Annotated in this window: 21 protein-coding genes; all 21 read right to left on the bottom strand. The window is 40.6% G+C overall.

The genetic code is table 11. From position 1 onward, the window contains the following. Positions 1–88: 88 nt before the first annotated feature. Positions 89–1804 (bottom strand): capsule assembly Wzi family protein, encoded by a 1716-nt coding sequence (locus ACH11B_RS09375; protein ID WP_377613338.1) that lies wholly within the window; start codon positions 1802–1804, stop codon positions 89–91. 11 nt (positions 1805–1815) lie between these two features. Beyond that, the gene (locus ACH11B_RS09370; RefSeq protein WP_377613337.1) at positions 1816–3528 is read right to left on the bottom strand and encodes a capsule assembly Wzi family protein; all 1713 of its coding nucleotides are present in this window, start codon (positions 3526–3528) and stop codon (positions 1816–1818) included. A gap of 57 nt (positions 3529–3585) precedes the next feature. Then, positions 3586–5499 carry a polysaccharide biosynthesis protein gene (locus tag ACH11B_RS09365; protein ID WP_377613336.1) on the bottom strand — a complete coding sequence of 638 codons (1914 nt, stop codon included), beginning with the start codon at positions 5497–5499 and terminating at the stop codon, positions 3586–3588. A gap of 360 nt (positions 5500–5859) precedes the next feature. Next, positions 5860–6831 carry a UDP-GlcNAc--UDP-phosphate GlcNAc-1-phosphate transferase gene (locus tag ACH11B_RS09360; protein ID WP_377613335.1) on the bottom strand — a complete coding sequence of 324 codons (972 nt, stop codon included), beginning with the start codon at positions 6829–6831 and terminating at the stop codon, positions 5860–5862. Next, positions 6828–7727, bottom strand: coding sequence for an NAD-dependent epimerase/dehydratase family protein (locus tag ACH11B_RS09355; RefSeq protein WP_377613334.1), 900 nt, complete (start codon positions 7725–7727; stop codon positions 6828–6830). The genes ACH11B_RS09360 and ACH11B_RS09355 overlap by 4 nt, the downstream gene beginning before the upstream one ends. Positions 7728–7731: 4 nt before the next feature. Then, entirely contained in the window at positions 7732–8889 is a 1158-nt protein-coding gene (locus tag ACH11B_RS09350) for a glycosyltransferase family 4 protein (RefSeq protein ID WP_377613333.1), read from the bottom strand. Beyond that, positions 8870–9991 carry a glycosyltransferase gene (locus tag ACH11B_RS09345; protein ID WP_377613332.1) on the bottom strand — a complete coding sequence of 374 codons (1122 nt, stop codon included), beginning with the start codon at positions 9989–9991 and terminating at the stop codon, positions 8870–8872. The genes ACH11B_RS09350 and ACH11B_RS09345 overlap by 20 nt, the downstream gene beginning before the upstream one ends. 13 nt (positions 9992–10004) lie before the next feature. Next, on the bottom strand, positions 10005–11438 hold the full coding sequence (locus ACH11B_RS09340) for a DUF4832 domain-containing protein (RefSeq protein ID WP_377613331.1): 1434 nt from the start codon (positions 11436–11438) through the stop codon (positions 10005–10007). Further along, entirely contained in the window at positions 11435–12541 is a 1107-nt protein-coding gene (locus ACH11B_RS09335; RefSeq protein WP_377613330.1) for a glycosyltransferase family 4 protein, read from the bottom strand. Before ACH11B_RS09335 ends, ACH11B_RS09340 begins: the two co-directional genes overlap by 4 nt. Beyond that, positions 12507–13739 carry a hypothetical protein gene (locus tag ACH11B_RS09330; RefSeq protein ID WP_377613329.1) on the bottom strand — a complete coding sequence of 411 codons (1233 nt, stop codon included), beginning with the start codon at positions 13737–13739 and terminating at the stop codon, positions 12507–12509. Before ACH11B_RS09330 ends, ACH11B_RS09335 begins: the two co-directional genes overlap by 35 nt. After that, positions 13729–14835, bottom strand: a complete 1107-nt coding sequence (locus ACH11B_RS09325) for a hypothetical protein (RefSeq protein ID WP_377613328.1) — start codon at positions 14833–14835, stop codon at positions 13729–13731. Before ACH11B_RS09325 ends, ACH11B_RS09330 begins: the two co-directional genes overlap by 11 nt. Further along, positions 14832–15875, bottom strand: a complete 1044-nt coding sequence (gene wecB / locus ACH11B_RS09320) for a non-hydrolyzing UDP-N-acetylglucosamine 2-epimerase (RefSeq protein ID WP_377613327.1) — start codon at positions 15873–15875, stop codon at positions 14832–14834. The genes ACH11B_RS09325 and wecB overlap by 4 nt, the downstream gene beginning before the upstream one ends. 19 nt (positions 15876–15894) lie before the next feature. Beyond that, positions 15895–17316 carry a lipopolysaccharide biosynthesis protein gene (locus ACH11B_RS09315; RefSeq protein WP_377613326.1) on the bottom strand — a complete coding sequence of 474 codons (1422 nt, stop codon included), beginning with the start codon at positions 17314–17316 and terminating at the stop codon, positions 15895–15897. After that, positions 17313–18557, bottom strand: coding sequence for a hypothetical protein (locus ACH11B_RS09310; RefSeq protein WP_377613325.1), 1245 nt, complete (start codon positions 18555–18557; stop codon positions 17313–17315). Before ACH11B_RS09310 ends, ACH11B_RS09315 begins: the two co-directional genes overlap by 4 nt. 5 nt (positions 18558–18562) lie before the next feature. Further along, on the bottom strand, positions 18563–19330 hold the full coding sequence (locus ACH11B_RS09305; RefSeq protein ID WP_377613324.1) for an AglZ/HisF2 family acetamidino modification protein: 768 nt from the start codon (positions 19328–19330) through the stop codon (positions 18563–18565). 2 nt (positions 19331–19332) lie between these two features. Next, positions 19333–19950: an imidazole glycerol phosphate synthase subunit HisH gene (hisH, locus tag ACH11B_RS09300; protein ID WP_377613323.1), complete on the bottom strand. Its 618-nt coding sequence runs from the start codon at positions 19948–19950 to the stop codon at positions 19333–19335. A 6-nt stretch (positions 19951–19956) separates the two neighbouring features. Beyond that, positions 19957–21090, bottom strand: a complete 1134-nt coding sequence (locus ACH11B_RS09295; protein WP_377613322.1) for an N-acetyl sugar amidotransferase — start codon at positions 21088–21090, stop codon at positions 19957–19959. A gap of 2 nt (positions 21091–21092) precedes the next feature. After that, complete coding sequence (locus ACH11B_RS09290) at positions 21093–21680, bottom strand: acyltransferase (protein WP_377613321.1); 588 nt, start codon at positions 21678–21680, stop codon at positions 21093–21095. Continuing rightward, the gene (locus ACH11B_RS09285) at positions 21673–22629 is read right to left on the bottom strand and encodes an NAD-dependent epimerase/dehydratase family protein (RefSeq protein ID WP_377613320.1); all 957 of its coding nucleotides are present in this window, start codon (positions 22627–22629) and stop codon (positions 21673–21675) included. Before ACH11B_RS09285 ends, ACH11B_RS09290 begins: the two co-directional genes overlap by 8 nt. Then, positions 22626–23726 (bottom strand): DegT/DnrJ/EryC1/StrS family aminotransferase, encoded by a 1101-nt coding sequence (locus ACH11B_RS09280; protein WP_377613319.1) that lies wholly within the window; start codon positions 23724–23726, stop codon positions 22626–22628. The genes ACH11B_RS09285 and ACH11B_RS09280 overlap by 4 nt, the downstream gene beginning before the upstream one ends. A gap of 4 nt (positions 23727–23730) precedes the next feature. Then, on the bottom strand, positions 23731–24753 hold the full coding sequence (locus tag ACH11B_RS09275) for a Gfo/Idh/MocA family protein (RefSeq protein WP_377613318.1): 1023 nt from the start codon (positions 24751–24753) through the stop codon (positions 23731–23733).

The following is a 24753-nucleotide window of genomic DNA, read 5'->3' as shown; positions in this document are numbered from 1 at the left end:
AAAAATTGGTTAATTGCAAAATCCCCGTTTCTAGCTATTTTTTCAGCTTATCGTTTATTATAATTGATTCACTCTTCGTTTGGGTAGATCAAAAGCGATACATAACCCCCAGACGAAGCTGCACATTGTTTTTATCCCGGCGTTCAAAGTTCCAAAATTCATTCTTCTCGAAAGTATTCTCGCCGATTTCATACTGGTAATTATAAGCGTGCATAAAAGCCAGATTACCGGTAAAAATAAATTGTTTATAGTCCCAGACGCCGTTTATTGAAGCTCCGACATCTACCCAATTACGACGGATATCGCCACTTGCGTCGTAATAAAAATCATTATTGTGTACTAAACGTTCTAACTGCAAACCTATTTGTTTCATCCCACGTACCCAATCAACACTGAAGGATTGCAAATTGCTTCCGGGGCCAATGCCCGCACCCAGCACCTGTCCTTGATGGGTGTATCCGTGCTGTACAATATTGCTGACATACCAAGTGGGGCTTGTGCGCACCTGAGCTGTACGCGAACGCTCTAACTGGGTAAATTCGAGATTAAATTGCAAAAGGTCATGCTTTGGCCCTTTTAGGGGTACGAGCTTGGTGAAGCCGATGACATAGGCTCTGGAGTGCTCCAGCTGCACCACTAAATCACGCGTGTTCCAAGGAGGATCGGTACGGCCGTACTCCGCATAAATTTCCGCTTTTCCTTTTGGAAAAGCCCAACGGCCAAAAACGGAGCTGTACTGATCGCGCATTTTCTCTTCCTCTGCGTTCGCCGGCCGATCGGGATTTTCCATATCCCGATAGTCAGATCCGGAACCCAAAAGTGGGAAAATATTATTAAGCGAACTACCTCCGTCGTTGTGATAACGCACGAAGCTTCTAGTTAAACCGAAAGATAAACCTGGTATCCACTTAGGTTGGTAAGAAAGAATAATACCCGACAAGTATCGCCAATCATCCCGTTTAGGCTCGTAATATTTGTCGTAATGATCGGGATTACCTAAAGGAGTTGGAGGGTAGCCGGAATTAGCCAGACGGCCGGCAATGAGCTGTCCCTCGAATGAACCGATAGGTGTATGTATCGGCCGAGTGGTATTTAAGGTTAAATGGGCAAATCCCGGCGCCGTATTACTCATTAACAAGGCGTTGCGTCTACCAGGTCCCCACCATATATTCTCGGTAGATAACCCAACTGAAACGGGATCAAAATTAAGGCGTACATGACTTTGACCCCAAAAAGCTTTGGTATAAGAACCATCTCCAAAGCGCTCTGGCATATCTATGTTATTGGCCCATTGATACCACACTTGCCAAGAGGGCTCAGTTTTCCCGTCGAAGCCCAAATAAGCTTTGTTTTGTGCCGAAACGAGTTCGGGTCGAAACTGAACGCTGATAAATTTATATTTAGCATAAATACCGGCGCTGAGATACGTTTGCCATCCGCGTGCGGGTATCATAGCCCCATCATTCCAGCCATAGGGATAAGCACTGGTATATTGGTTTTGCCATACGACCGGCATAAGCTGCACCAGTCCATCGTCACCAAAACGGTGTAAGATACTCCGGCTGCTAGTTAACGATGAATCAGGGTCGTAGATATTACCACGCATTAGAACATCTTGGCTTAAAGGACGAATAGAGAACGAAAGCGTTGAATCCAAACGGCCCAATAGCTGCTCTCTTCTGTAGCGCTCTTCGAGTGCGGGCATACCCACGGGTAGAACCTGTCCGATGAGGGTGCTGCAAGCTGCCAGGCAAAGGACAAGGATAAGAACGAGGTTTTTATGGTGAAGTTGACACATATTCATTTTCTACTAGCTTAAAAACGATACGATGCTCCCAGTTGTAATTGCACATTACTCCAGTCCTTTGGCTCGAAATCCCAGAACAGATCGGGATTTTCATTTTCTTTCAAAGCATATTGATAGTTGTAGGCTTTGGTTACCTGCAATTTTCCGTTAAATATAAAGTGCTTATAGTTCCACATGCCTTGAAGAGCCACACTCAAATCGACCCAGTTTTGACGTGGATCCTGAAAGTCCCAGAACTCAATTCCCTTATAGGATTCATAATATAAATCGTTATTGTGCACCAAGCGCTCGAAGCTGATGCCCAGCTGTTTCATGCCGCGGATCCAGCTGACATCAAGGCTTTGCACATTGCTTCCAGGGCCTACACCTGCGCCAAGTACTTGGCCTAAATTAGTATATCCTTCCCGAACTCGTGAATGGGTGTACCAGGCTAAGCTTTCCCTTAACGTCGCAGTTTTGGGTGTTTCCATCTGGGTGAACTCCATCCCTAGCTGCAAGAGATCACCTGTACTTTTCTGTAAGTCGACCAGCTTCCGGAAGCCGATTACATATGCCCGTGTATGTTCAAGCTGTACCAAGAGATCGCGAAAATCCCATGAAGCATCGGTACGACCGTATTCGCCATACACTTCGGCAAGGGCTTCGGGGATGACCCAGCGACCAAATACCGAAAAGTACTCGTCGTCAAAACGCTGATCGGCCAACACCTCTCCCGTTTCCGGATCGAGCGTACCAGACTTACTCAGGCTGTTAAAAAGTGGAAAGTAATCTTTAAAGCCATTTCCCATGTCTTTTTCATTTACAATAACACTACGGGAAAGGCCCAAGCTGAGCCCGGGTAACCACTTGGGTTGGTAACTTAAAACAGCACCTTGAAAGTAGCGCTTGCTAAGATCATCTTTGATCCGATAAAATCGGTTATAGCTGGCATCCTGCTCAAAAGGCAGAAAACCGGAGGCTTTTGTATAGCCACTTACAAACTGACCTTCAATAGAACCAACGGCCGTACGGATGGGACGCGTTGTATTTAGGGTGAGGTGTGGAAAACCGGGAGCGGTATTTGTCATTAATAGGGCATTGCGCCGACCCGGACCCCACCAAATATTTTCAGTTGACAATCCTACGCTGATGGGATGGAAGTTGAGTCGGATACTACTTTGCCCCAAAAAAGCCTTACTATAGGATCCTTCGCCAAAATAGGTAGGCAAGTCAGTCCGGTTACCCATTAGGTTATAAAAGCGACGCCAAGCTTGCGGATCATCATGTTGAAAGCCTAGATAACGCTTGTTCTGTGCATATACCCATTCCGGCTGCAACTGGATGCTAACAAATTTGTAACTGGCATAAATGCCTGCGCTAAGGTAACTTTGATAACCAGCAGTGGGCACCATGGCACCATCATTCCACCCATAGGGATAATTGCTGGTATATTGGTTTTGCCAAGTTAGTGGCAACAACTGTACTTTTCCTTTACCTGCATCTTGCCAAAGTATGCTATGGCCTTTATTGAAATCGTTTGTCGGGTCGAATATATTCTCCCTTTTTAGGACTTCTTGGCTCAGGGGACGAATAGAAAAAGATAAGGTGGAATCCAATCTTCCCAACAGCTGTTCTCTACGATAATAATCGTCTAAACCGTTGCTGCCTACCGGAATGGTTTGGCTATAAAGAAAGCTCGTACTGAATAACAGTACAAATAAATATGTAAATTTTTGGGCCATAAAAGGGCTCTTTGCTGCAAAATTGTGTAAAAAATGCGAAACAAATATGAAAATTCGTTACTTTTCGACACCGTTTACCAGCAAAGGTCGGTCCAATTCTTCGTAAATTGAGTTTTTACTCTTAAATTCAGGTACAATCTGCTTCATTTTGAGTACAACCGCATGATCATTCTGCTGGGCAAGTGATGCGATCAGGTCGTTGATTTGCTTAGAAACGTCCTGAAAATTGTACAGCCGGACTTTAGCAATCATCACTTTTTCGTGATGGGTTGGTAGCGTATTCTCTTGATCGTTCAGTAATTCTTCATACAATTTTTCTCCCGGACGAAGCCCGGAATAAATGATTTGGATATCTTTTTCGGGTGTAAGCCCGGAAAGGCGGATCATTTTTTTGGCCAGATCGACAATCTTAACGGATTGCCCCATATCAAACACATAAATTTCGCCACCGTTACCCATAGCACCCGCTTCTAATACCAGACGACAGGCCTCCGGGATGGTCATGAAATAACGCGTAATTTCCGGGTGAGTAACTGTAATGGGGCCCCCATGTTCTATCTGGGCACGGAAGCGAGGAATAACAGAGCCATTTGAACCCAGTACATTGCCAAATCGCGTGGTGATAAAACGTGTCGGATTTGCTTTTCGTTGGTCTAATAAGTGATGGAACAAGCTCTGTACATAGATCTCAGCAATACGTTTGGACGCGCCCATTACGTTGGTTGGATTCACCGCCTTATCGGTAGACACCATCACAAATTTCTCTACGCCATGAGCCACCGCCAGATCCGCAATGACCTTAGTGCCCCACACATTGGTATGCACGGCCTCAAGTGGATTGTTTTCCATCATCGGCACATGTTTATAGGCGGCGGCATGATAGACGAAATGAGGTTTAAACATCTCAAAAAGCAAGGACATACGCCTTTCGTTACGCACATCGCCAATAAAGGGATGGAAGCTTAGATTAGTGTAACGGTCTTTTAGCTCAAGGTACAGATCGTGCAGTGGGCTCTCTGCCTGATCGCAAAGGATGATCATCTCGGGCGAAAAGTTGGAAAGTTGATGAACGATTTCGCTACCAATAGAACCGGCCGCACCGGTGATTAGTAAACGCTTGCCCGTTATTTCATTGGCAATTAGCTGCAAATCGATTTCTATGGGTTTGCGCTCTAGCAAATCTTCTATATTCAGTTTCTTGATCTGTATAGGCTTTATTTCCCCATTTATCAGTTGTCGAAGAGGTGGTAGGGTAAGTACTTTGACGCCACATTCTAAACATAGATCGACAATTTGGGTACGCTTTTCTACTTCAATGTTATGGGTAGAGAAAATAATTTCATCGATACGTCCGCTTTTTATAAAATGTCTCAGTTCACCGGAATGGTAGATGCGTACGCCATCAATTACTTTACCCGCCAGCTTCCTGTTATCTTCGATAAAACCAACGATATCTTTATTGACATAACGATTATGGTCGAACGCTCTTTTTGCGGCAATTGCAATTTCTCCTGCTCCAAAAATAAGTGTTCTACTTTTTTTCAGGTTAAGGTTCTTAATGTACATAAAGAAGTACTTCACCAGACCACGGTAAACGATTAGCAGAACGAAATTAACCAAGGATGCAATAGCCAGTGTAGCAGCCGTTATAAATCTTTCATAACCAGAATATTCGCCGATAAGATTGATAGCGTATACCAAGGTATGACTAACCATGATTGCGCCTAGGATTCGAACCGAATCTTGGGAACTGGTATAACGAATGATGCCGGCATGCAATTTAAAAATAAAGAATATTATTCCATTTATCGCGATATATATGGGCAATCCCTTTTCAACGAGCCCAGGTGTTAGGTTGTAAAAATTAAAGTCATGCTTAATGAGGTAAGCTGCGAGCAAAGCTATTGCAGAGCATCCAAGGTCAAGCAAAAAAATAATCCATCGAGGAACGATATTAATATTTTTTGACATTTGGTAGATATTATTCAATAATATAGGCAATTACTTAACGTATTCTTTTCAAACATTAGCCTGTAGAATAAACAGTTAACCGGATAAAATGTTTCCTGTCGTCAAGCAGACTGTCAATTTGAGTCCTGCTAAATTTAAACCAATTATTAAACGAAACTAAATTCTAAATTGTTACACGTTCTGCAAAAAACTCTAGAAAGCAGTTATAAAACCAGCACTGAACTATCCCCGTCTCCAGGGATAAGATGTATCCTGCCTCTGTCCAAATCGTTCAATTTAAACTATCTTGCCTCAAATCAAACACAAAGATAATATTTTGCGTACTTTAATTTTATTTATTTAAGAAAATTATGATATATTTTAATTCTTGATACCTGGTTGCACATACTTACGATAAACATACCACCGCAAAGTGGCGTACCCGCTTGCTAGTATCAGCAGCAGAAAAACAGAAAACAGGAGTTGATGGACAACAGAAAAACCTGCTATCCAAATAATAAAAAACCCAATAAATAACTGAACAGAACTGTAAAAAAAGGCTATCATCAACCTGTTTAAACCTGCTTCATTGCCCAAATATTGGTAGAGATGCATACGATGTGCTTTAAAAATATTTTCCCTTTTTAATAGGCGAATACCAATAGTAGTTACAACATCAATTCCATAAACACTTAAAAATAAAAGGTAAATAGGATTTGCAGCTTTAATGATCAGCAAAAATAGTGCATATATCAGTATAAAGGACATACTGACACTACCGACATCGCCTGCAAAACATTTTGCTTTATTTCTGAAATTAAAATAAAAGAAAACTAAATTCCCGATGGCTAAAAAATATAACAATTGATCATCGATAAAATCATAATGCTCATTCGCAAGCCACAACAGCCATATGATCACAAAGCTATACGCTGCCGTGATGCCGTTGATTCCATCCATAAAATTGTATGCATTGATAACGCCAATGATGACGAATGCCGCAACCAGGATGAGAGGCCAACTTTGTTGGAAGAAATCGAGCTGATGCAGCAGGAATGCTACGGAAATCAGGTGAACAACTATTCGGAGCTTGTTTGAAAGCGTATAAATATCATCTAGAAAGCTGACGAACGCCATGAGACTGAGCCCGATAAAAAAAAATGGATAACGATAACCCGACCAAAAGAAATAGAATAGAGCGGCAAAATAAAAGATGACACCTCCTCCTCTAATCGTTATAAGGGTATGTGAGCTACGCTGATTGGGTTTATCAATAATATTAAAATGTTCGGCAAGCCGAAAATAGCCTGATATTACAAGAAATAAAAAACAAAAAAGGTAAAAATAAATCATATGATTTCTTGGATTTTGCTTAAAACCGGCGTCGGATTCCATCCTATCAATTGCCTGGCTTTACGATCATCAAAGGTAAGGCTGGAAGTAATTTTGTCGAGTTTTACAGAGTTAAACGGAAACTTAGGTCCAATTAGATCTCCTGCCCTCGCCAACAACCGAGCTGCCCATAAAGGTATTTTTTTAGGTTTTTTTTTACTGAGTGCTTCGGAAATTGCGGTTTCCAGTTCCGCGAAACTAGGGTGATAGCCATCGCTTAAATTATAAATGCCTCCTATGGTGGCGAGCTTCGGCAATACTTGTGCGATATCAGCGGCCCAAAGAATGCTCTTCCGCGCGGCTGCTGGTCCAATGCTTAAGTATTTCCCCGTTCTAATCCCACTCACCATTGCTCCTAAATTTCCAGGAGGCTTCGCGCCCGCTAAAAGTGGTAAGCGCAGAATACTGCAAGTAATGCTTCTTTCTTTGCACCATGCCTGAATAAAGTTTTCCGCTAGGATTTTGCTTCGGGCATAGGGCGACTTCCCATTTAGTGGGAAGTTTTCATCTATATTTTCTCCTGATTCCTCTCCATAAACGGCAACGGTACTGATAAAGAAGAAGCTACTTGGCAGGCGTTCTAATGAATCCAACGCTTGACAAAGATGTTGTGTGCCTTGTAAATTCGTTGCATAGAAGGCTTGCTCTTCGGCATTAGTTTGAGGGATAAGGTGGGCCATTCCAGCTGCATGAAACACCCAATCAACACAAATTTCTCGGTCGAAGCTAAACGGACGTGAAATATCTATGTTGAACATAGCGTTCGATCTGCTTAATGTAAGCAATTCGTCTTCGTATACGTTTTTAATTATCTTGCCAAGAAACCCTTCTGAGCCGGTTAATATCATATTTGCCATAGCGTTAATAAAGAAAGGTGTCCTCAATTCTCTTCCACATATCCCGTTGATCAAAATGCTGTACTACAAAGTTACGTCCATTTTTACCATGTTCCAACCGTAAACGGGGATTGTCAATATAATATGCAATTACATTAGCAATCTCTACCGGGTCATGTTCTGTCAGAAAACCTGTATATCCTGTTAAGACGGCATCAACACAGCCGGTAACCTTGGTGGCGACAACCGGAACGCATAGAGACGAGGCTTCGAGGATCACTGTAGGCAACCCCTCTCGATAGGACGGTAAGACAAATACATCTAAAAGTCCATAATAATTACGGGTATCCTCAATATGTCCTGTGCTGATAATATCTTCGTCTAAGCGGATCATATCCTGTAACTGATCGTCGATATTATCGCGTTCGTCGAAAGGCCCTATGAGTACCAGTTTAATATCACGATACCTAGCTTTCAATAATTTCCACGCCTCCAACAACACGCCAATGCCTTTATCAACGGCAATCCTACCAACAAATCCAATGACAATATCCTGGTTTTGGATATTATGTTGGCCGCGGAGTTTCATTATATTAGTTGAGTCTAATTGGTCCGGATTAAATTTTAGGCGCGTATCAATGCCATTAAAAGTACCTTTCCCTAAAACTACATTCTTCTTTTTGTCGCTAAGATGTTCTTGATTACTGATTGTAAGTATGGATGGACTCACACAGACTACCCGTTGAGCCATATAACCGGTAATCCGTTCAATACTTTTTAGCAAGGTTCTTTTTAATCCCTTACTCGTTTCATAAACCAGGCCATGTCGAACATAAACACGCTTTTTTACCCCCGCCAAAAACGCAGCCACCATGGCGATTAAACCGCCTTTAGGTGTATGTCCAAATACTACCTCTATTCGCTCATCACGAATGAGCTTTCGTAGTTTGAATATCGCTTTAATATCTGCTAATGGACTTATTTTCCTATTTATCGCAATCGGGTGAGGAGTGAATTTCTTTTCCGCTGCATAATCATTAAAATGGGCCGATTGGCTACAAACAACATGCATATCCCATCCTTTATCTCGAAAGTGATCAAATTGATCGCCAATAAAATAAGTTAAAGAAAAAGACACGCTTACCACATGTAAAATTTTTTTCTCACTCTGCCTTCTTTTCATGTACTACTTCCTCATATAAATTTGTGTGGGCGCTAAGCATGCGATGAATATCGTATTGTTTTACATACTGTACCGCATCTTTTACCATTGCGCTTGCGTATTGCGCATGTTCAGTGATATGTATGATACGATCTGCCAAACCGTTCACATCACCGAAAGAGAATAAAAATCGAGAGTCGGGTACTACATCATTGATTCCAGGGACGTCTGTACCCAAAAATGGTTTGCCGCTGGCAAGGGCTTCTATTGCAACACCCGATAACCCTTCGTAAGCCGACGATAGGATATTGATGTCAACTGCTTTCATTATGCGAATCGCATCATCACGGAAACCGAGTAAATGCACACGATTTACCAGCGCTTCTTCTTCGATTAACTCTTCCACCTTCTTCAATAGTTCCCCTTCACCTGCTAACAACAAATGATAATTTTCCGGCAAGAACTTAAGAGCTTTAACAACACTTATCTGATCCTTTGGATACGCAAACCGAGCAGCCATAAAGAGCAGACAGGTATTGACCGGAATCCCTAGGTTGTTGGTCAATTGAACTTTCGTCAATGCGGGTAGTTTGTTGATTTGCTCAAGATTAAGTCCGTTGGGTATGATGAGGATTTTGGCACCAAGCTTATAATGTTCCTTCAGCTTCTCGGCGATAGGCTGCGAGATGGCAATAATGCGATCGTACCGTATATAGACATAGCGATCAAGCCACCGCCACCATTTGTTTTCTAACCGACGGTTTACGGTGCTGTGCTCCGTGAAAATGAATCCCGTGCATAAACGCTTGGTTAGCAAGGTAGACAAGATGGCAAAATACATTGCGGGAAACAAGTGAACATGAATACAGTCAAAACGGTGCGATTCCAAGTATTGTTTAAGTCGAAAGATAAGCAGCGGATTATATACGCTTCCATCTCCTAACGAACTACAGGTAATTCCTGCGCTTGCAAGCTTCGCCAAATAGTTTTCAGAGGAATGCCGAGATGAAAGTTGTAGTAGACTCATATCGTAGCCCAACGACTTATATAATGGCAATGTTTCGACCAATAATCGTTCCGCCCCTCCTTTGTCCAGATTATTGATTATATGCAAGATTTTCATGGAAAGCTTCTTACTACTGCACGGTTAATCGAGCAGATAAATCGTTAAATCCATTTGTACCGTTCCACATATTTAAATTGGCAAAACGGATCGCATAAGCCGGTCTTGAAGAAATCTTCTTATTTGCATCGGGCAGATATAACGATACGCGATATGTACCTTTGAGCACCTGTTTGGTAATAGTTAGCTTTTCATTAAGTGTGGTATTACCTGGCTTCCAACTTTTGATATCTGTTCGAAACGGAAAAAAATAGGTTAAACCTGCCTCGTTTGATAATACGAGATATACAGTCCGTGCATTATAAACAGAAGCATATCCTTCATTGACGATATTGGCGCGAAAACTAAAGTTAGATCCCCGAGCTATCGTTAAGGGTAAACTAATGTCCTTTAAGTAAAAGCGATAACCTAGTTTCTTCTTGATATCATCAATACACGGCCTCCAACTCGCCAGCACTTTTTCATTATAAGTGGAATTGAGGTAGGAATAACCATAGGCGGCTAGTTCTCGATCCGCAATCCCACCCTCAACCTGACATTTGCACATTGGGGGGTTGAACGTGGAAGTTTCTCCGCCTACTACATTCGTCATTTGGCGCCTTACATAAGAACGCAAAGCATCGGGCGTATTCTTGCGAACAAAAGCAGGATTGACATCATAGGAGCGAAAGGTTCCGAGGTCATCCTCACTTCCTAAAAAAGCATCGTTATGAAAACCTATTCTGTTTAATTCGGTGCCGTAAAGACGCTTATAGTCTTGAAAGGCTGTAGGTGTACGCACCTGGATCATTAATTCCTTTGGCCATTCGCTGAGCATGGTTTGAAGCAACTTAGCGCGATCCTTTATTTGCTGTTGATTATAGTTACCCGGTATGCCGAAATGGTCTGAGTAATAGCCCTCCCCCCAAAGCCCGATAAAGCCCTGTTGAATGACGGCTATAATATCTTTGTTTGCCTCTATCACTGGTGCTAATTGCTTAATATGGGTAGTAACGATGGGGAGCGACGCGTCTTTATAGGGGGGAGAAAAATCCGGGGCAGGTGTAAAATTATAGCAAAACCTAATAATAAGCTTGACGCCTTCTTCGCGTGCGACGGCAAAATCTTGACTGATTTTCTCCAATAAATCGGCGGATAAAGGTTTTTCTTGGTAGCCATCCAATACGAATACCCGATGTACTAAACTGCAGTTTATTGTATAGCCCGCCTGCTCGAAAGGTACATGCTGCTTCGTAAAGGGACGGATAACCTGTGAACTTAAGGGATCATATTGAGATGCGTATGTGATCGTTGCCCGATAAAAACCGCGTTCGGGATTACTAAAATCAGTTGTATCACGCTTAAATTGAATTTTATCAACCTGGGGCCGCTGCACTCCTGTGCCAAGGGCAATAATGACCACAGAAAATATGATCATGAATGTCCATTGCTTCATGTTTCTTTTCATACTACTTTAGCTTTAAATAGAGTCAGATATTTCTCAACTGTACCTTGTATATGAAATCTTTCTTCGAAGGTTTTTATTGCTTGTTGACTTATTTCTTCTTTATTATCAGCTGCTAATGCACGCGATAGTGCATTTACATAATTTTCCACCTGAAGCCCCTGTGATAGGAACCCCGTCTTGCCCTCCGTAACCATATTTACGATACCTCCAACGGCTGTTACGATTGGTATACACCCACAGGATAGCGCTTCGATAAGCGAAATTGGCATACCTTCATACATACTGGATAAACAAAAGAAATTAGCAACCGAGAGATAATCGCCTATATTGGATTTGCCTCCTACAAATTCTATGCTGTCGTCAATCACCAAACTCTGCAATTGGCTAAAATACGTCTTATCCTGCACTTCACCAACTATTAACAGTTTAAGGCGAATTTGCTGAGTTCTATTTATGTAATTCACTGCTTCAATAAGTAATCCTTGATTTTTTGGTGGATTCAGTCGGGCAATATTCACGAGCAAATAATCATAACCTTGTGTTTGGTACGTTTGCCGAAGGGATTCGAAATCCGACGATTTTTGTATGGGTGGGCTGCCATTTTCAATGAGTGTATACGTCGCTATGCCATAAAACTGAGCAAATGACCTGGCACTCTCATTTGAAATGACTACGGGATGAATATATTTCTTAGTAAATAAATATTTTCGGACACGCTTAATAATCGATTGAGGTCCTGGACATTCCTTATCGGCTTCATTATGGACCGTAAATAACAGTTTAATATCTGGGGAAGAGAACTTAATCGGAATGATATATTCCATTGCACCCAAATGTGCATGAATGACCGATGGTTGAAGCTTCTTAACTAACTTACTAAGTTTGCCGAAAATTCGTAAGTCTACCCCTGATTTTTTACCAAGTGAAAAATAAGAAACCCGCGCATCAATATCCCTTAGAAAAGTAGCTTCGTTACTGTTATCGTATAACGATATTAAAATGACTTCTATCCCTTTACGATTAGCCAAGCCATTACTTAAATCAACAACAAAACGCTCTGCACCTCCTCTAGACAGCGACGGGATAACTTGTATTATTTTCATTCTCTAAAAATCTATTACCTAAGCGAATACCAACATAAAACACAATAAAATAATCGATTTTGTATAACATCGGTCTTTGATAAAATGTCAAAAATATGAATAGGATGGAGAAGATGGAAAAAAGAAGTTGTTTGCGCCAATTATGCATTAGGATATATATCAATAGAATGTAAGCAACAATTAAAATACCCTTGTTATAAAGCATAACATTTAAGCTCAAACCGTCAGCGCCGAACTCTTCCATAGTTGCTCCTTTTCCTTTGCCAAATAGAAAGTCAAAAATATCCAAATCCGTTTTAACTGCTGTGTTTATATCGTCGGTAGTGCGATTGTCAACCAAACCAGTAATCCAGTTACCGCTCCACTCAAAACGATGGTATACTGCAAAAGACAACACGGGATCTTCTTTCGTAGCTAAAGCAAGTTGCACAAGTGTAAAATATCCAAGTATTACAACTAAACTAAAGGTAACCACTTTTCTGACTTTTTTAACAAAATTTAAGGTGCGAAGATTCGAAAAATACAAAATAGGGCCAATTAACACACAATAAAAAAGGGAGACGCTAAGTAGCCCACACAATAGGAAAATATAATATTGCCTTTTTGTGAGTAGATTCCGATAGTAAAGGACGACAATGGCCGCCATTGTTCCTACTACTCCAGGTTCATCCCAAACAGAGGAGAATCGATAGAGTACATTGCCCTGTGCATAGTATAGAAAGAAATAGTTTTGGTAAAGGCGTTGATCCGAATCACGGATATAATCTATGTGCGGAATATTTAAACCGGTTAATAACAAAGCGTAAATAGGTAAGCCGATAATAAAAAGTACAAACCAAATTTTAAGAAAAGACTTTACGACAGATAGTTGTTCTTCATCTTTTAACAGCAAAAACGTCATAATGGGGACTGTGGCCGAAAAGACGTATTGGAGAGAGCTAAGAAGTGATTCTTCTTCCCATAGAACCCAACTGAAAGGGATAATCAAAATAGCCCAAATATACTTCTTGGCCACATTATGCTGAAGTAGATAAAACAACGCAAACAGATTCAAGAACTTCAAGCCATAATTGATGAGCTTGCCGACTAGCGGATCATTCCACATGACAAAAGAATCCATCAGCGCAATGAATGCCACCAAAAAGCATATCAAGTTACGTATACTGAACCTTTGCTGCAGGAATCTATTACTCGTCATTTGTCGCTACCGACTTAAGAAAATTTAAACGTTCCACTTCCTTTACTCTAGTTGATATTAAAGGTTCTATAAGGGATAATGGCACGCGCTTACCTTTCCAACATCGAATGAAATGATCTATTTTTGCTATATTTTCTTTCACGGAATGCTCTCGATTTGGCAAATTTAATACAAAGTCTTGTCCTTCTATATCTTTGTCTAGATAGCCTAAGATCACCGGAATTCCAAAAGACAAGTATTCGCGTACTTTTAATGGACAAGCTTCTTCCATCTTATTTCGATGCAAGGCAAGTGTGCCGATTGCCACGTCCGTCTTTTTATACACCGCTATCAGCCGTCCCTTGTCTAAAAAACCATATTGCGTCAAATTGGGAAGAAGGGCTGGATGACGAGGGCCTACTAAATTAAATTGAAATTGGGGCATCAACCTAGCCATCTCTATAAATTTATCAATGCCATGCCAAGGGCAGTCAGGGCTACCGACAAAGGTTATCTGAGCCTCCTTGTCCTCATTCAAATTAGGCAACGGGGATAAATCCGTCGTCACAAAGATACTATTTGCAATGGTAATAGATTTCTTATCATAGCTGATAAATTGCCTACATATTTCATCTGTAACGCCTATAAAAGCGTTACATCTTTTATACAACTTTTGCTGAAACCACTTATACATCTGTCGCAATTTCAACGATGAATGTTCTAATTCAGTAGACAGGACGGTGTTTGATTCCAATACAACCTTATAATTATTGAAGATGGACAGTAACCTTGGAAAGGCGATCATCTCCCTAAAGTAAATAATATCCGGATTCACTTCTCCTATATACTTACGAACTTTGCTGACGGTAAAAATTTTATTTAAAAAATTAGCAATACCTGTTGATCGAATACGCATAGCTGTGGAATTTTTTGCAATAAAATATCCTTCTACACGCTTTGTCAGTAAAACTTCGTCCGAATTAACGGATGTCATCGGGATGGAAACCACATATACTTGGGCACCGAATGACGACCAAGCATTGATTTGCTCATTCATCTTATGTAGGACACCGCTTGGTTTTTCTAAATTGAACTCGGTTACATATACAATTCTCATAATCTTTGCTTGATCAACTGTACAATTTCTTCAGCTGCGTTACCCTTTCCATACAAATCTTCCTGATAATCGGTCAACGGCTTATTCAAATTTTCCTGTAGACATTCTAAATTATCATATAACAGCGTGTTCCACCCTCCTTTTAGCGTCTCCTTCCATTCTGTTTCTGTTCGAATGGTTATACATCTTTTTTTTAGCATATATGCTTCCTTCTGTATTCCACCTGAATCTGTAATAACGGCTAAGGCAAATTTCTGCCAAGATATAGACTCGATGTACCCAACCGGAGAAATGATGTTGATATTTCGAAAATCTCCCTTCTTAAACCCGTAATTATTGAGTTTGGTGACTGTGCGTGGATGCATCGGAAAAACAACTGGCCAATCGAGTTTATTGAGATGATTAAGTACCTGTAATAACCTTTCTTTATTATCCGTATTATAGGGCCTATGCAACGTTACAAAATAATAAGGATAATCGGCCAGCGCCTTCGCTCTGTTCTCCACCAGTTTGAGCATGTCACACATGACGTCACCAGAGACGAAGACATTTTCGTAATTTATACCTTCTTTCTTTAAATTTTCAACGGCTTCTATCGTCGGACAAAAGAGTAAGTACGCGAATCGGTCTGCAATAATTCGATTAACCTCTTCGGGCATAGCCATGTTATAACTTCGCAGCCCCGCTTCTATATGTATCAGAGGTATTTGCATTTTTGCCGCGACAAGAGTACCTGCAAGGGTACTATTTGTATCTCCATATACCAGTAATGCATGTGGTTTTTCCCGAATACAGACTTTTTCTATCTCTGCCATCATAATACCTGTTTGCTCACCTTGCGGTTTACTCCCACCTATATCAAAAAGATAATCCGGTCGAGAAATATTTAGCTCCTCAAAAAAAACTTGGCTCATATTTTCATCGTAATGTTGTCCAGTATGAACAGTAATGTCGTTAAAGAAACGTTTCAGTTGAATTTGTATCGGGGCATGTTTAATAAACTGGGGTCTAGCACCTACTATAGAAATTATTTTTTTCATCTGAAAAGGGGTCGATATTTCAAAATTTACTTAACATTGATTTTAACTTTGGGATAATCATTATAATTATTGCAGTCATTATCAGCAAAAAAAACAATATTTTTGAAAAAAAACTGTCATTGAAATAATACTTTGAAAATCCTAATAATAGTAGCGACCCTATACTACTTAGAAGGGTAATTTTCCAATCATATGGTATGGGGTAAATCCGTTCGGCCATAATTCCCAAATAAATCACAACAAATATATTTGAACAAAGGGTCGTAAAGGCGGCTCCTTCCTTTCCTAACCAAGGGATAAGTACCGTGTAAAGCAAAATACAAATCGCTGCCGATAATACAATGGCATAACCATACGGCTTGTTATTTTTAGCAATATTGGGGCCAATATTGATGATACTCGGAATCCCTGAAACAAAGACATTAAAAGCCAAGATACCTACCACATTCTCTGCCGAATAATATGATGGTTGAGTGAATAGCATCAGCAGCTCTGACGAGAACATCCAAATAAAAGAGGCTGCGATACTTCCCAACCCTATGTATAAAAGAAAAACAGCCGCGTACACTTCTTTGTGGTTCTCGCTTTTGGATATAGAAAGGGCAAAAGCAGGGAAGGCAGTTTGAAACGCCGTGACAACGACACCCACAATACTACCAAAGGATATCCCAATCTGATAAAGCCCGACCTCTGTTTTACTGGCAAACTTCTCTACAAAATAGCTACCAGCACCCCCTAATATCCAATAAGAAATGCTTGCCGGAATCAAAGGAATGGCAAATTTTAGCATGGGTTTCAGACGATCACGTTTGAAAGTACTAATTGAATACCAGCCCTTCATAACGATTAAAACTACAAAAAAACCGATGGCTGAGCTAATAAGTTGCGAAATAAACACCCCTTTAACGCCTATACGAAGATATACAACAAAAAAAATGGTTAAAAGAATAGTTATCAACGTAATTGACACCGTAAAAGCTACTGTAGGTAGTGCTTTTCGTTGTAACTTATACCAATTCTGTAAAAATCGATGAGAGGTAGCTAAGGGTAGGTTACATCCCATAATAATAAAAATATAATAATAACTTGTCGATGATAGAATGAGCTTGCTCATAAAGCTACTGCTTAGAACAATAATTACTCCAATGAACAAGGCTAAAGAAAATTGAAACCAGATCCAGGAAGAAAAAGTTTTTTTTCGGTCGCCCGTATCATCTGTATCCCAAAACCACACAGCTACTGAATTATCCAATCCAAAGACAACAAATATTTCAATTAGTACAAAGGTTACAGCAATCAGATTAATAACCCCATAATCTGCGGGCTGAAATACCCGCGTGTACATCGGGATTAACAGCAAACCAATAAAACGAGTTAAAACTGTTGATAAGCCATATATCAAGCTATCCCCTCCGAGTTGTTTGAGATATTTTAACATCATATTAGGCCCCTCTCCTTCAATGACGGAATAGACTGCCCGGCGTGTTCAATCCATTGTCTTAGAATTTGTTCATTATAAGCTTTGTCGGTAATGGTCAAAGGGCCTTCCGGTATAAATTTGTCAAGAAAAAAACGTGGGGTATAATCATACGAGTGAGGGCCTGCTTTTTCATCAAGCTTATTTATGAGTTCAATTGCGATTTTATTAGCATCATTGTTCTCTTCCACATATTTTCTCCCTGCAATAGCAAGTTCTTTTCGTAGATGCTTATTAACGATAAGTTCTTTAACCCGCTCATAAATATTATTTGCATCAATAGAAACAATTGGCGGACGAAAACATGAAGGGGACGACTCTAAGAAACGTGTTGCCACTGCACAGCCCGACCCCATTGCTTCCAAGCTCAATACACCTGGTCCATGCAATATCAACTCATCTACCAGGATATCAGCGTCTTTAAGCAATTCCAACAACTTGGCGTTACTCATGTTCTGAATGTGAACAAGCTTAAAGTTCAATCCATCGTCTTTTAAACGTTGTAAAGTATTTAGTATAATATCGGTACCTTTAATTGCTGGCGCTGATGGAGCATGAACAATAATGGGTACATCCCGATCATGAACCTGAAATTGTAAACGTTTGAGATCAATAGGAAGGTGAAAATGATCGTACGGACGTATGGCTAAGCCCATTTGATCGGGTACAGAAAGAATGATGTCACTATATTTTTCAACATTTCGCAAAATATGATTATAATGGCTGTAAGACTCTCTATAGTGTACCGGCCACTCTTTGGTGTCAATGCTGAATTCTTGTTGGAAAGCGGATGCGTAACGGACGTCGCTACCGACTAAAACTGAAATAATTTTTTTTCCTTTGCCACTTATGATGCTTAAATCTTTTGATTTAGCCATAAGTGTTTGCCCCGCCCAGATAAAGATAAAAACATCAAAGGGGTCAATAAAATCACGCTCAATCTTCTTTTCGAAGAGCCCTGTCTCATTTCGCAGCTTTAATACCACTTTGTCCATAAACGTTAGTGGTTCACCGGGCGGAAAATCAGTTTTCCTCCCTAAAAGATAATCTAACCAGAAATCGTACTCGATATCATATTTTTCGGTAGGATAATATTTATTTTTTGAATAGCTGCAGGTAGTAACTGAATGCCCTAAGGCACGCAGAGCACGAGCATAGGTGTTGATCATCCCACAAATTTCAATACATCCGATAAATATATTCATATTAACTAATCTTGCAATAAGCGCTTCGAGAGAACGCTCCGATCAGGGAAGTTCACTAACACACCTAACCCCTTTTGTTGGTATACCACCATACTACCTAAAGCAACTGCAGATGCACCGGCAACTTTTACCGCATCTACAATGTGGTCTATTTTACCGGCACCACCATTTGCAATTACAGGTATTCTTACCGCTTCGGTTACTTTTCGTATCGTATCGAGATCATAGCCACTCCAGGTACCTTCCTGATCAATAGAAGTCAACAAGAGTTCACCTGCTCCTCGACTTTCCAGCTCTTTCGCCCATATAACAGGGTCCTTCCCCGTTTTTTTAGATCCATCGTGACTGTAAACCATTTGTTTGCCCCAGAAATTTTTCTTTGTATCTATAGAAGCGACAACACTTTGGCTGCCGAAATGATTTGCAATCTCTGTAATTAGCGTAGGATTATCGTGAGCAGCCGAATTGATAACAATTTTTTCAAAGCCAATAGAAAGAATGGTTTTAGCTGTAATCAAGTCTTTAACGCCACCACCATAAGATAAAGGCATAAAACACTCATCCGCGATTTCATGCAAGATCTTAAAATTCGGTGTACGCTTTTCAAGCGTCGCTCTTATGTCAAGAAAACATAATTCGTCCACTTCCAGTTCATTAAAAATGCGTACAGTATTAATGGGATCGCCTATGTAACCATGCTTCCCAAATTTCACTGTCTTAACCAGTGCATCATCAATAAGTTGCAAACAAGGGATCAATCGTGTCTGTAACATAATTATAATGCAGCAAAATTCTTAAATAGTTTCATGCCAAACCTATGGCTTTTTTCCGGATGAAACTGTGCACCAATTATATTGTCCTTTATAATCGCTGAATCGAATTCAATTCCATAGGATGTCTTCATTAGGGAGTTATGTTCATCATCAACACAGACAAAATAAGAGTGAACGAAATAATATCGAATCTCTTCTTCTTGTTCGAATCCTCCAAGTATAGCCGAACGCTGCTGTAGCTTCACCGTATTCCACCCCATATGAGGAACTCTAAGATGGGATTCAATCCGTTCCTTAAAATGTCTGGCATAGCCCGGTATCCATCCTAATCCCGGCAATTTCCCCTCTTCACTGCCATTTGTAAGTAATTGCATCCCTAAGCAGATTCCCATTATAGGAATTTTTTCCTCCAGAGCTTTCTTATTAAGGATTTCAAGCATACCAGCGTCCGCAATCTTTTTCATTGCGACATCGAAAGCGCCAACGCCCGGCAATAGTATTTTATCTGCACGGTCTATTTCTGCTATCTCGGAAGAAATTCTGCAATCGGCACCGACTTTTTTGAACATATTTTGCACAGATCCGAGATTTCCCATTCCGTAATCTACAATTACAATCATATTAATCTATCGGGGAAAACAATATTTTAAGTAAAAACTCATGGTAACCCGATGCTTCTTTGCCATAATATAGAAGAATGGTCTCCATTTTTCGAAGCGCTTTTTATAAGTACGAAACTCTTTCCAAGAACGTCGCACTCCTTTCATAACTGAATCGTATTCAGCATCTGACACACCCAATCGCTTCTTTACGTAATTCACGAGCTCGGGATCAGGAACTATCGGTGTATTGTAAATAGCAAGCGCTTCATCTCTTGACATTTTGCCGCTTCGGACGGCTGCGGCTAAGCTCCAATTTCGATTGTCTATCCCAAACTTCTGTGGATTATACACTGTATGCAAAAAGCCCGTAGCCCTATTTTCTAAATGATGACCTCCATAGTATTGCCAACCAGTATTTTCAGTTAACCATTTGATAGCCTCTTCCTTTGAATAATTTAGATACCACAATGGACGAATAAATTCTACTTTATTGAAAAGAATAGATTTTAAAAATTTGAAGAAGGTCATATTAGGATAGGTCCGCATTTTACGCGTCCCGTATTTATGATGAATGTCTTCTATATATTTTCCATCGAAATAGTTATTCCCTTGAGGAGAAATACCCTCTGCTGCGTAAGAATGCCCTTCTAAAACATATTTAATGTTAAACTTTGCGCATGCGTCGCGCAACACTTGCGCGAAGGCAATATCAGTTGACGCATCGAATTCGGGCACGCCCGAGAAAAAAAAGGCCCGGAAAATATCATCGGCTTCCTTATTGTCAATAACGTATGTATAAAGATCAACATCGCAGTAAGCACATATTTTCCGAATATTCTCGGTAGATATGGCGGTGTTCCACGTGTTGTCATAATGAACTGCCAATGGACGTAAACCCCATTCTTTAGCCCTACACAAAAGATACGACGAATCTGTTCCACCACTTACACCGATGATGCAGTCATACTTCTTCCCTTTTCCTTCGTTTTTTATTTTTTCGATCAAATGTTGGAGCGCTTGCATTCCTACCTCATTCCCGGGCTGGTATTGCTCGTTTAATTGTTCTACCTGTATGCAATAATTACACACCCCATCGTTATTAAAAGTAATATGAGGAATTCTATCGTCATAAATGCATCTTGAACAAATTGTCATCATTTCTAAATATAGTTGAATATTACTTCATTATTGTCAGAAATTTCTACCGCTCCAATCTTCTTTGCGGGGTTACCGGCAAAAATTGCTTTATCAGGGATATTATCCTTTACAAATGAGTTAGCACCGATCACTACACTATTACCTATTTCGCAGCCTTTAGAAATGACAACGTTTGGACCAATATAGACATTGCTTCCAATTTTAGTAGGAGCACGTTCAATGGCCGCTCTTTTAGAAGTAAGCGTCTGTTTTACGTTATCGTGAGTATAAATCTGTACACCGGTAGAGATAGTACAGTAGTCCCCAATCACTAATCCTCCTGATCCGTCCAAAACGGTATTCGGTCCAACCCAACATTCTCTACCAACGTGAACGTCACCAATAATTAGCGAGTTATCATAAACACTGGTCCCCGTTCCCCAACCTAATTTCTGAGCTTTTTCCCACCGATCAATTAACAAATCCGAAAAACCGGGAAGTCGATGGAACTCATTCATAAATGCCGCACCTAATTCTTCGTAGAGTCTTTTCATTTTATCGAAAAGCTCAAGTAGAATTGGATCCTCTTTCAAATGGTTTCGTCTATTCATACTGTTTTTTCATCCAGTCGGCCATCCGCAGAATGCCCTCCTCCAAATCCACTTTAGCTTTAAATCCAAGTAATTCAGCAGCCTTTTCAACACTTGGAATACGAAGGGCTATATCGGCGCTTAACGGTGGATCAAACACAATCTTTGATTGAGATCCCAGTACTCTACATACAGTTTGTGCTAGCCCTAAAATAGTAATGACAGCCCGCGCATTACCAATATTAAAACTCTCACCTACAGCTAAGGGGTTTTCTACACAACGCAAAATGCAGTCTACAAAATCGTCCACATAACACCAAGCTCTAATTTGAGCCCCGTCGCCATCGATATGTAAGTCCTCGTTCTTAAGTGCCTTTTTTATAAAAATCTGAATGGCCCCTTCTCCAGTCTGTCCAGGACCATATACATTGAATGGCCTCACTGTAACCACCGGTAATCCGTATTGTTTATAATAAGCATGCGCTAAATGTTCGCCTGCAAGCTTGCTTACTGCATAAGTCCATCTAGCCTCACCAGCAGAACCCGCTACGGTTTGATCGGTCTCAGTTGATCTGAAAGCCATACTGCCAAATACCTCCGAAGTGGAGAAATCGATAAACCGATCTTTTATGCCATTGACCTTTGCTGCTTCTAAAGCATTAGCTGTTCCCATCATATTTACCCGCATGGTACGTACGGGGTCTTTAATTACTGTATCAATACCCGCTATACCCGCCGCATGGATGACAATGTCGGACCCAGCCATGGCTGCTGTAAGCGCATCAATATTTAGGACATCGCCCTTTACGACCTCTATATTGTTATGCCCGGCTAAATCGCTTCCACTTAGCGTATCTCGGTGAAAATTGTCATAAACGGTAATCTGATTCTTCTCCACATAGTTTCGGATTATAGTGTTTGCAATGAATCCAGCCCCGCCTGTCACAAATATCTTCTTATTTTCTATCATAGTGAGTTTATTATTTTAGCAATGTATTGTATAGTGTCATCGTTCAGCTTCTCGTACAATGGTAAGGCAATGCCCTGAGTAAATGCTGCATACGCATTAGGATACAGTAATTTATAATCCATGTCGTATTTATTTATATAATATTTTTGCGCGGGTATGCATTGCGCCCCGTAGTTTGCTCCAATGTTATGTTCGCGTAAATAGTTTAGCACATCTGCTTGTTTTCTGCCATCGTCTATTAATATATGGAATGTCTGCCACGTATGATTTCTATCCGATGGAACGATTGGTAGCGCAAAACTACGGTTTTTTATTCCATTTAGGTAGATTTCCGCTAAACGCTGTTTCTTCTCAAGGATTGCTGACAACCTGGATAGCTGACTGTAAGCAAGCGCGCCTTGAATGTCCGTTAATCTATAATTAAAGCCAGCCTCTTCAAAAACCATCTTACCTTCAACCATGTCAATACCGTGGTTCCTTAACCTACGAACTCGTTGTGCATAGAGGGAATTATGCGTCGTCACAACTCCCCCTTCGCCCGAAGTGATCGATTTTCGCGGATGTAAAGAAAACGAACCAAAATCGCCGAAGCTTCCCACCTGCCGCCCATGCTGGGTAGCCCCTAAAGCGCAAGCAGCATCTTCGATTACATACAGATCATATTCGATTGCTAGCTGCATAACCGCTTCTATATCGCAAGCTAATCCAAATTCATGAACAGGTATAATAGCTTTAGTCTTAACAGTGATTGCCTCTCTGATTTTACTTACATCTATATTATACGTGCCTAAATCGATGTCGACAAATACCGGTTTTGCACCAACCAATTCAACGACATTAGCCGTCGCAACGTAGGAAAACGCAGGAACAATTACTTCGTCTCCCGGCCCAATTCCCAGTAGCCTCAAAGGCAAGTGTAAGGATGCAGTTCCGTTAGAAACAGCAATGCTCTCGGGCACCTGGACAACCTCCGAGAACGAATGTTCCAATTTTTCAACATATCTGCCCTGCACTAACATTCCAGACTTTAAAACCTCATTCACTAAATGGATATCAGCTGCTTGTATATCGGGGCTCGCCAATGGAATAAAATCCATACTACTATTTTCTTAAAGAATAAATACGCTCAATTATATCAACTACTTTTAACCCTTCCAAGGCATTTGTCGTTATACTTGCTCGGCCATTTAGTACATCTACTACATTTTCAATCACATAGTGATGGTTTGCGGCTGAACCTTTATAGGCTCCATAATCATTCCCGGGATTGGTTGGCGCAAGCTCCGGCATTTCATAGTTGCTTACGTTACAAACTTCTACTTTATCCATGTATTGCCCCCCAATTTTCACTGAACCATTTTCAGCAATAATGGTCATGGAACTTTCCAAATTCTGATTCCAAACTGATGTAGAGTAGTTCAGTGACCCCATGCCACCATTTACAAAATCAAAACTGACGAAGCCGCTATCTTCAAAATCTGTTAAGTCGTGGTGGTTAAAATCATTGAATTTGCCCTGAATATTGGTAATATCACCAAAAAGCCAATACATAATATCAATAAAATGGGAAAACTGCGTAAAAAGCGTTCCGCCATCCAAATCTTTTTTGCCATGCCAGCTTTCCGGTTTGTAATAGCGGTTATCTCGATTCCAATAACAGTTTAATTGAATCATATATATTTGGCCTAGTTTGCCGCTCTCAATTAAATCCTTAATCCAAACAGAAGGTGGTGAATATCGGTTCTGCATCACGGCAAAAACCTGACGATGCACATGCAAAGCTTTAAAAATAACCTTTTCTGCATCTAACTTTGTTAACGCCATTGGCTTCTCTACGACAATGTGCTTTCGGGCTTCTAAACATTGCATTGCTTGCTCAGCATGAAAGCCGTTCGGACTGGCAATGTTGATCACATCTACCTCAATCTCGCTGGCTAAAAAAGTAGCCAAATCTTTAAAAAATGGCACATCGTATTGACTGATGCTGAGTTCTGATGGATCTTTTACATCGATTAATGCCACCAATTCGCTTTCTTGATTTCTTATGATCATCTCCGCATGCCGCTTTCCGATATGACCACAACCTACTACAGCAAATTTCACTTTTCTATTAAGTGCTGTCAT

Origin of the sequence: Olivibacter sp. EAT-5 (assembly GCF_044784325.1) — a bacterium.
Classification (GTDB): Bacteria; Bacteroidota; Bacteroidia; order Sphingobacteriales; family Sphingobacteriaceae; genus Olivibacter; species Olivibacter oleidegradans.
This window is presented reverse-complemented; position numbering and strand designations above follow the sequence as displayed.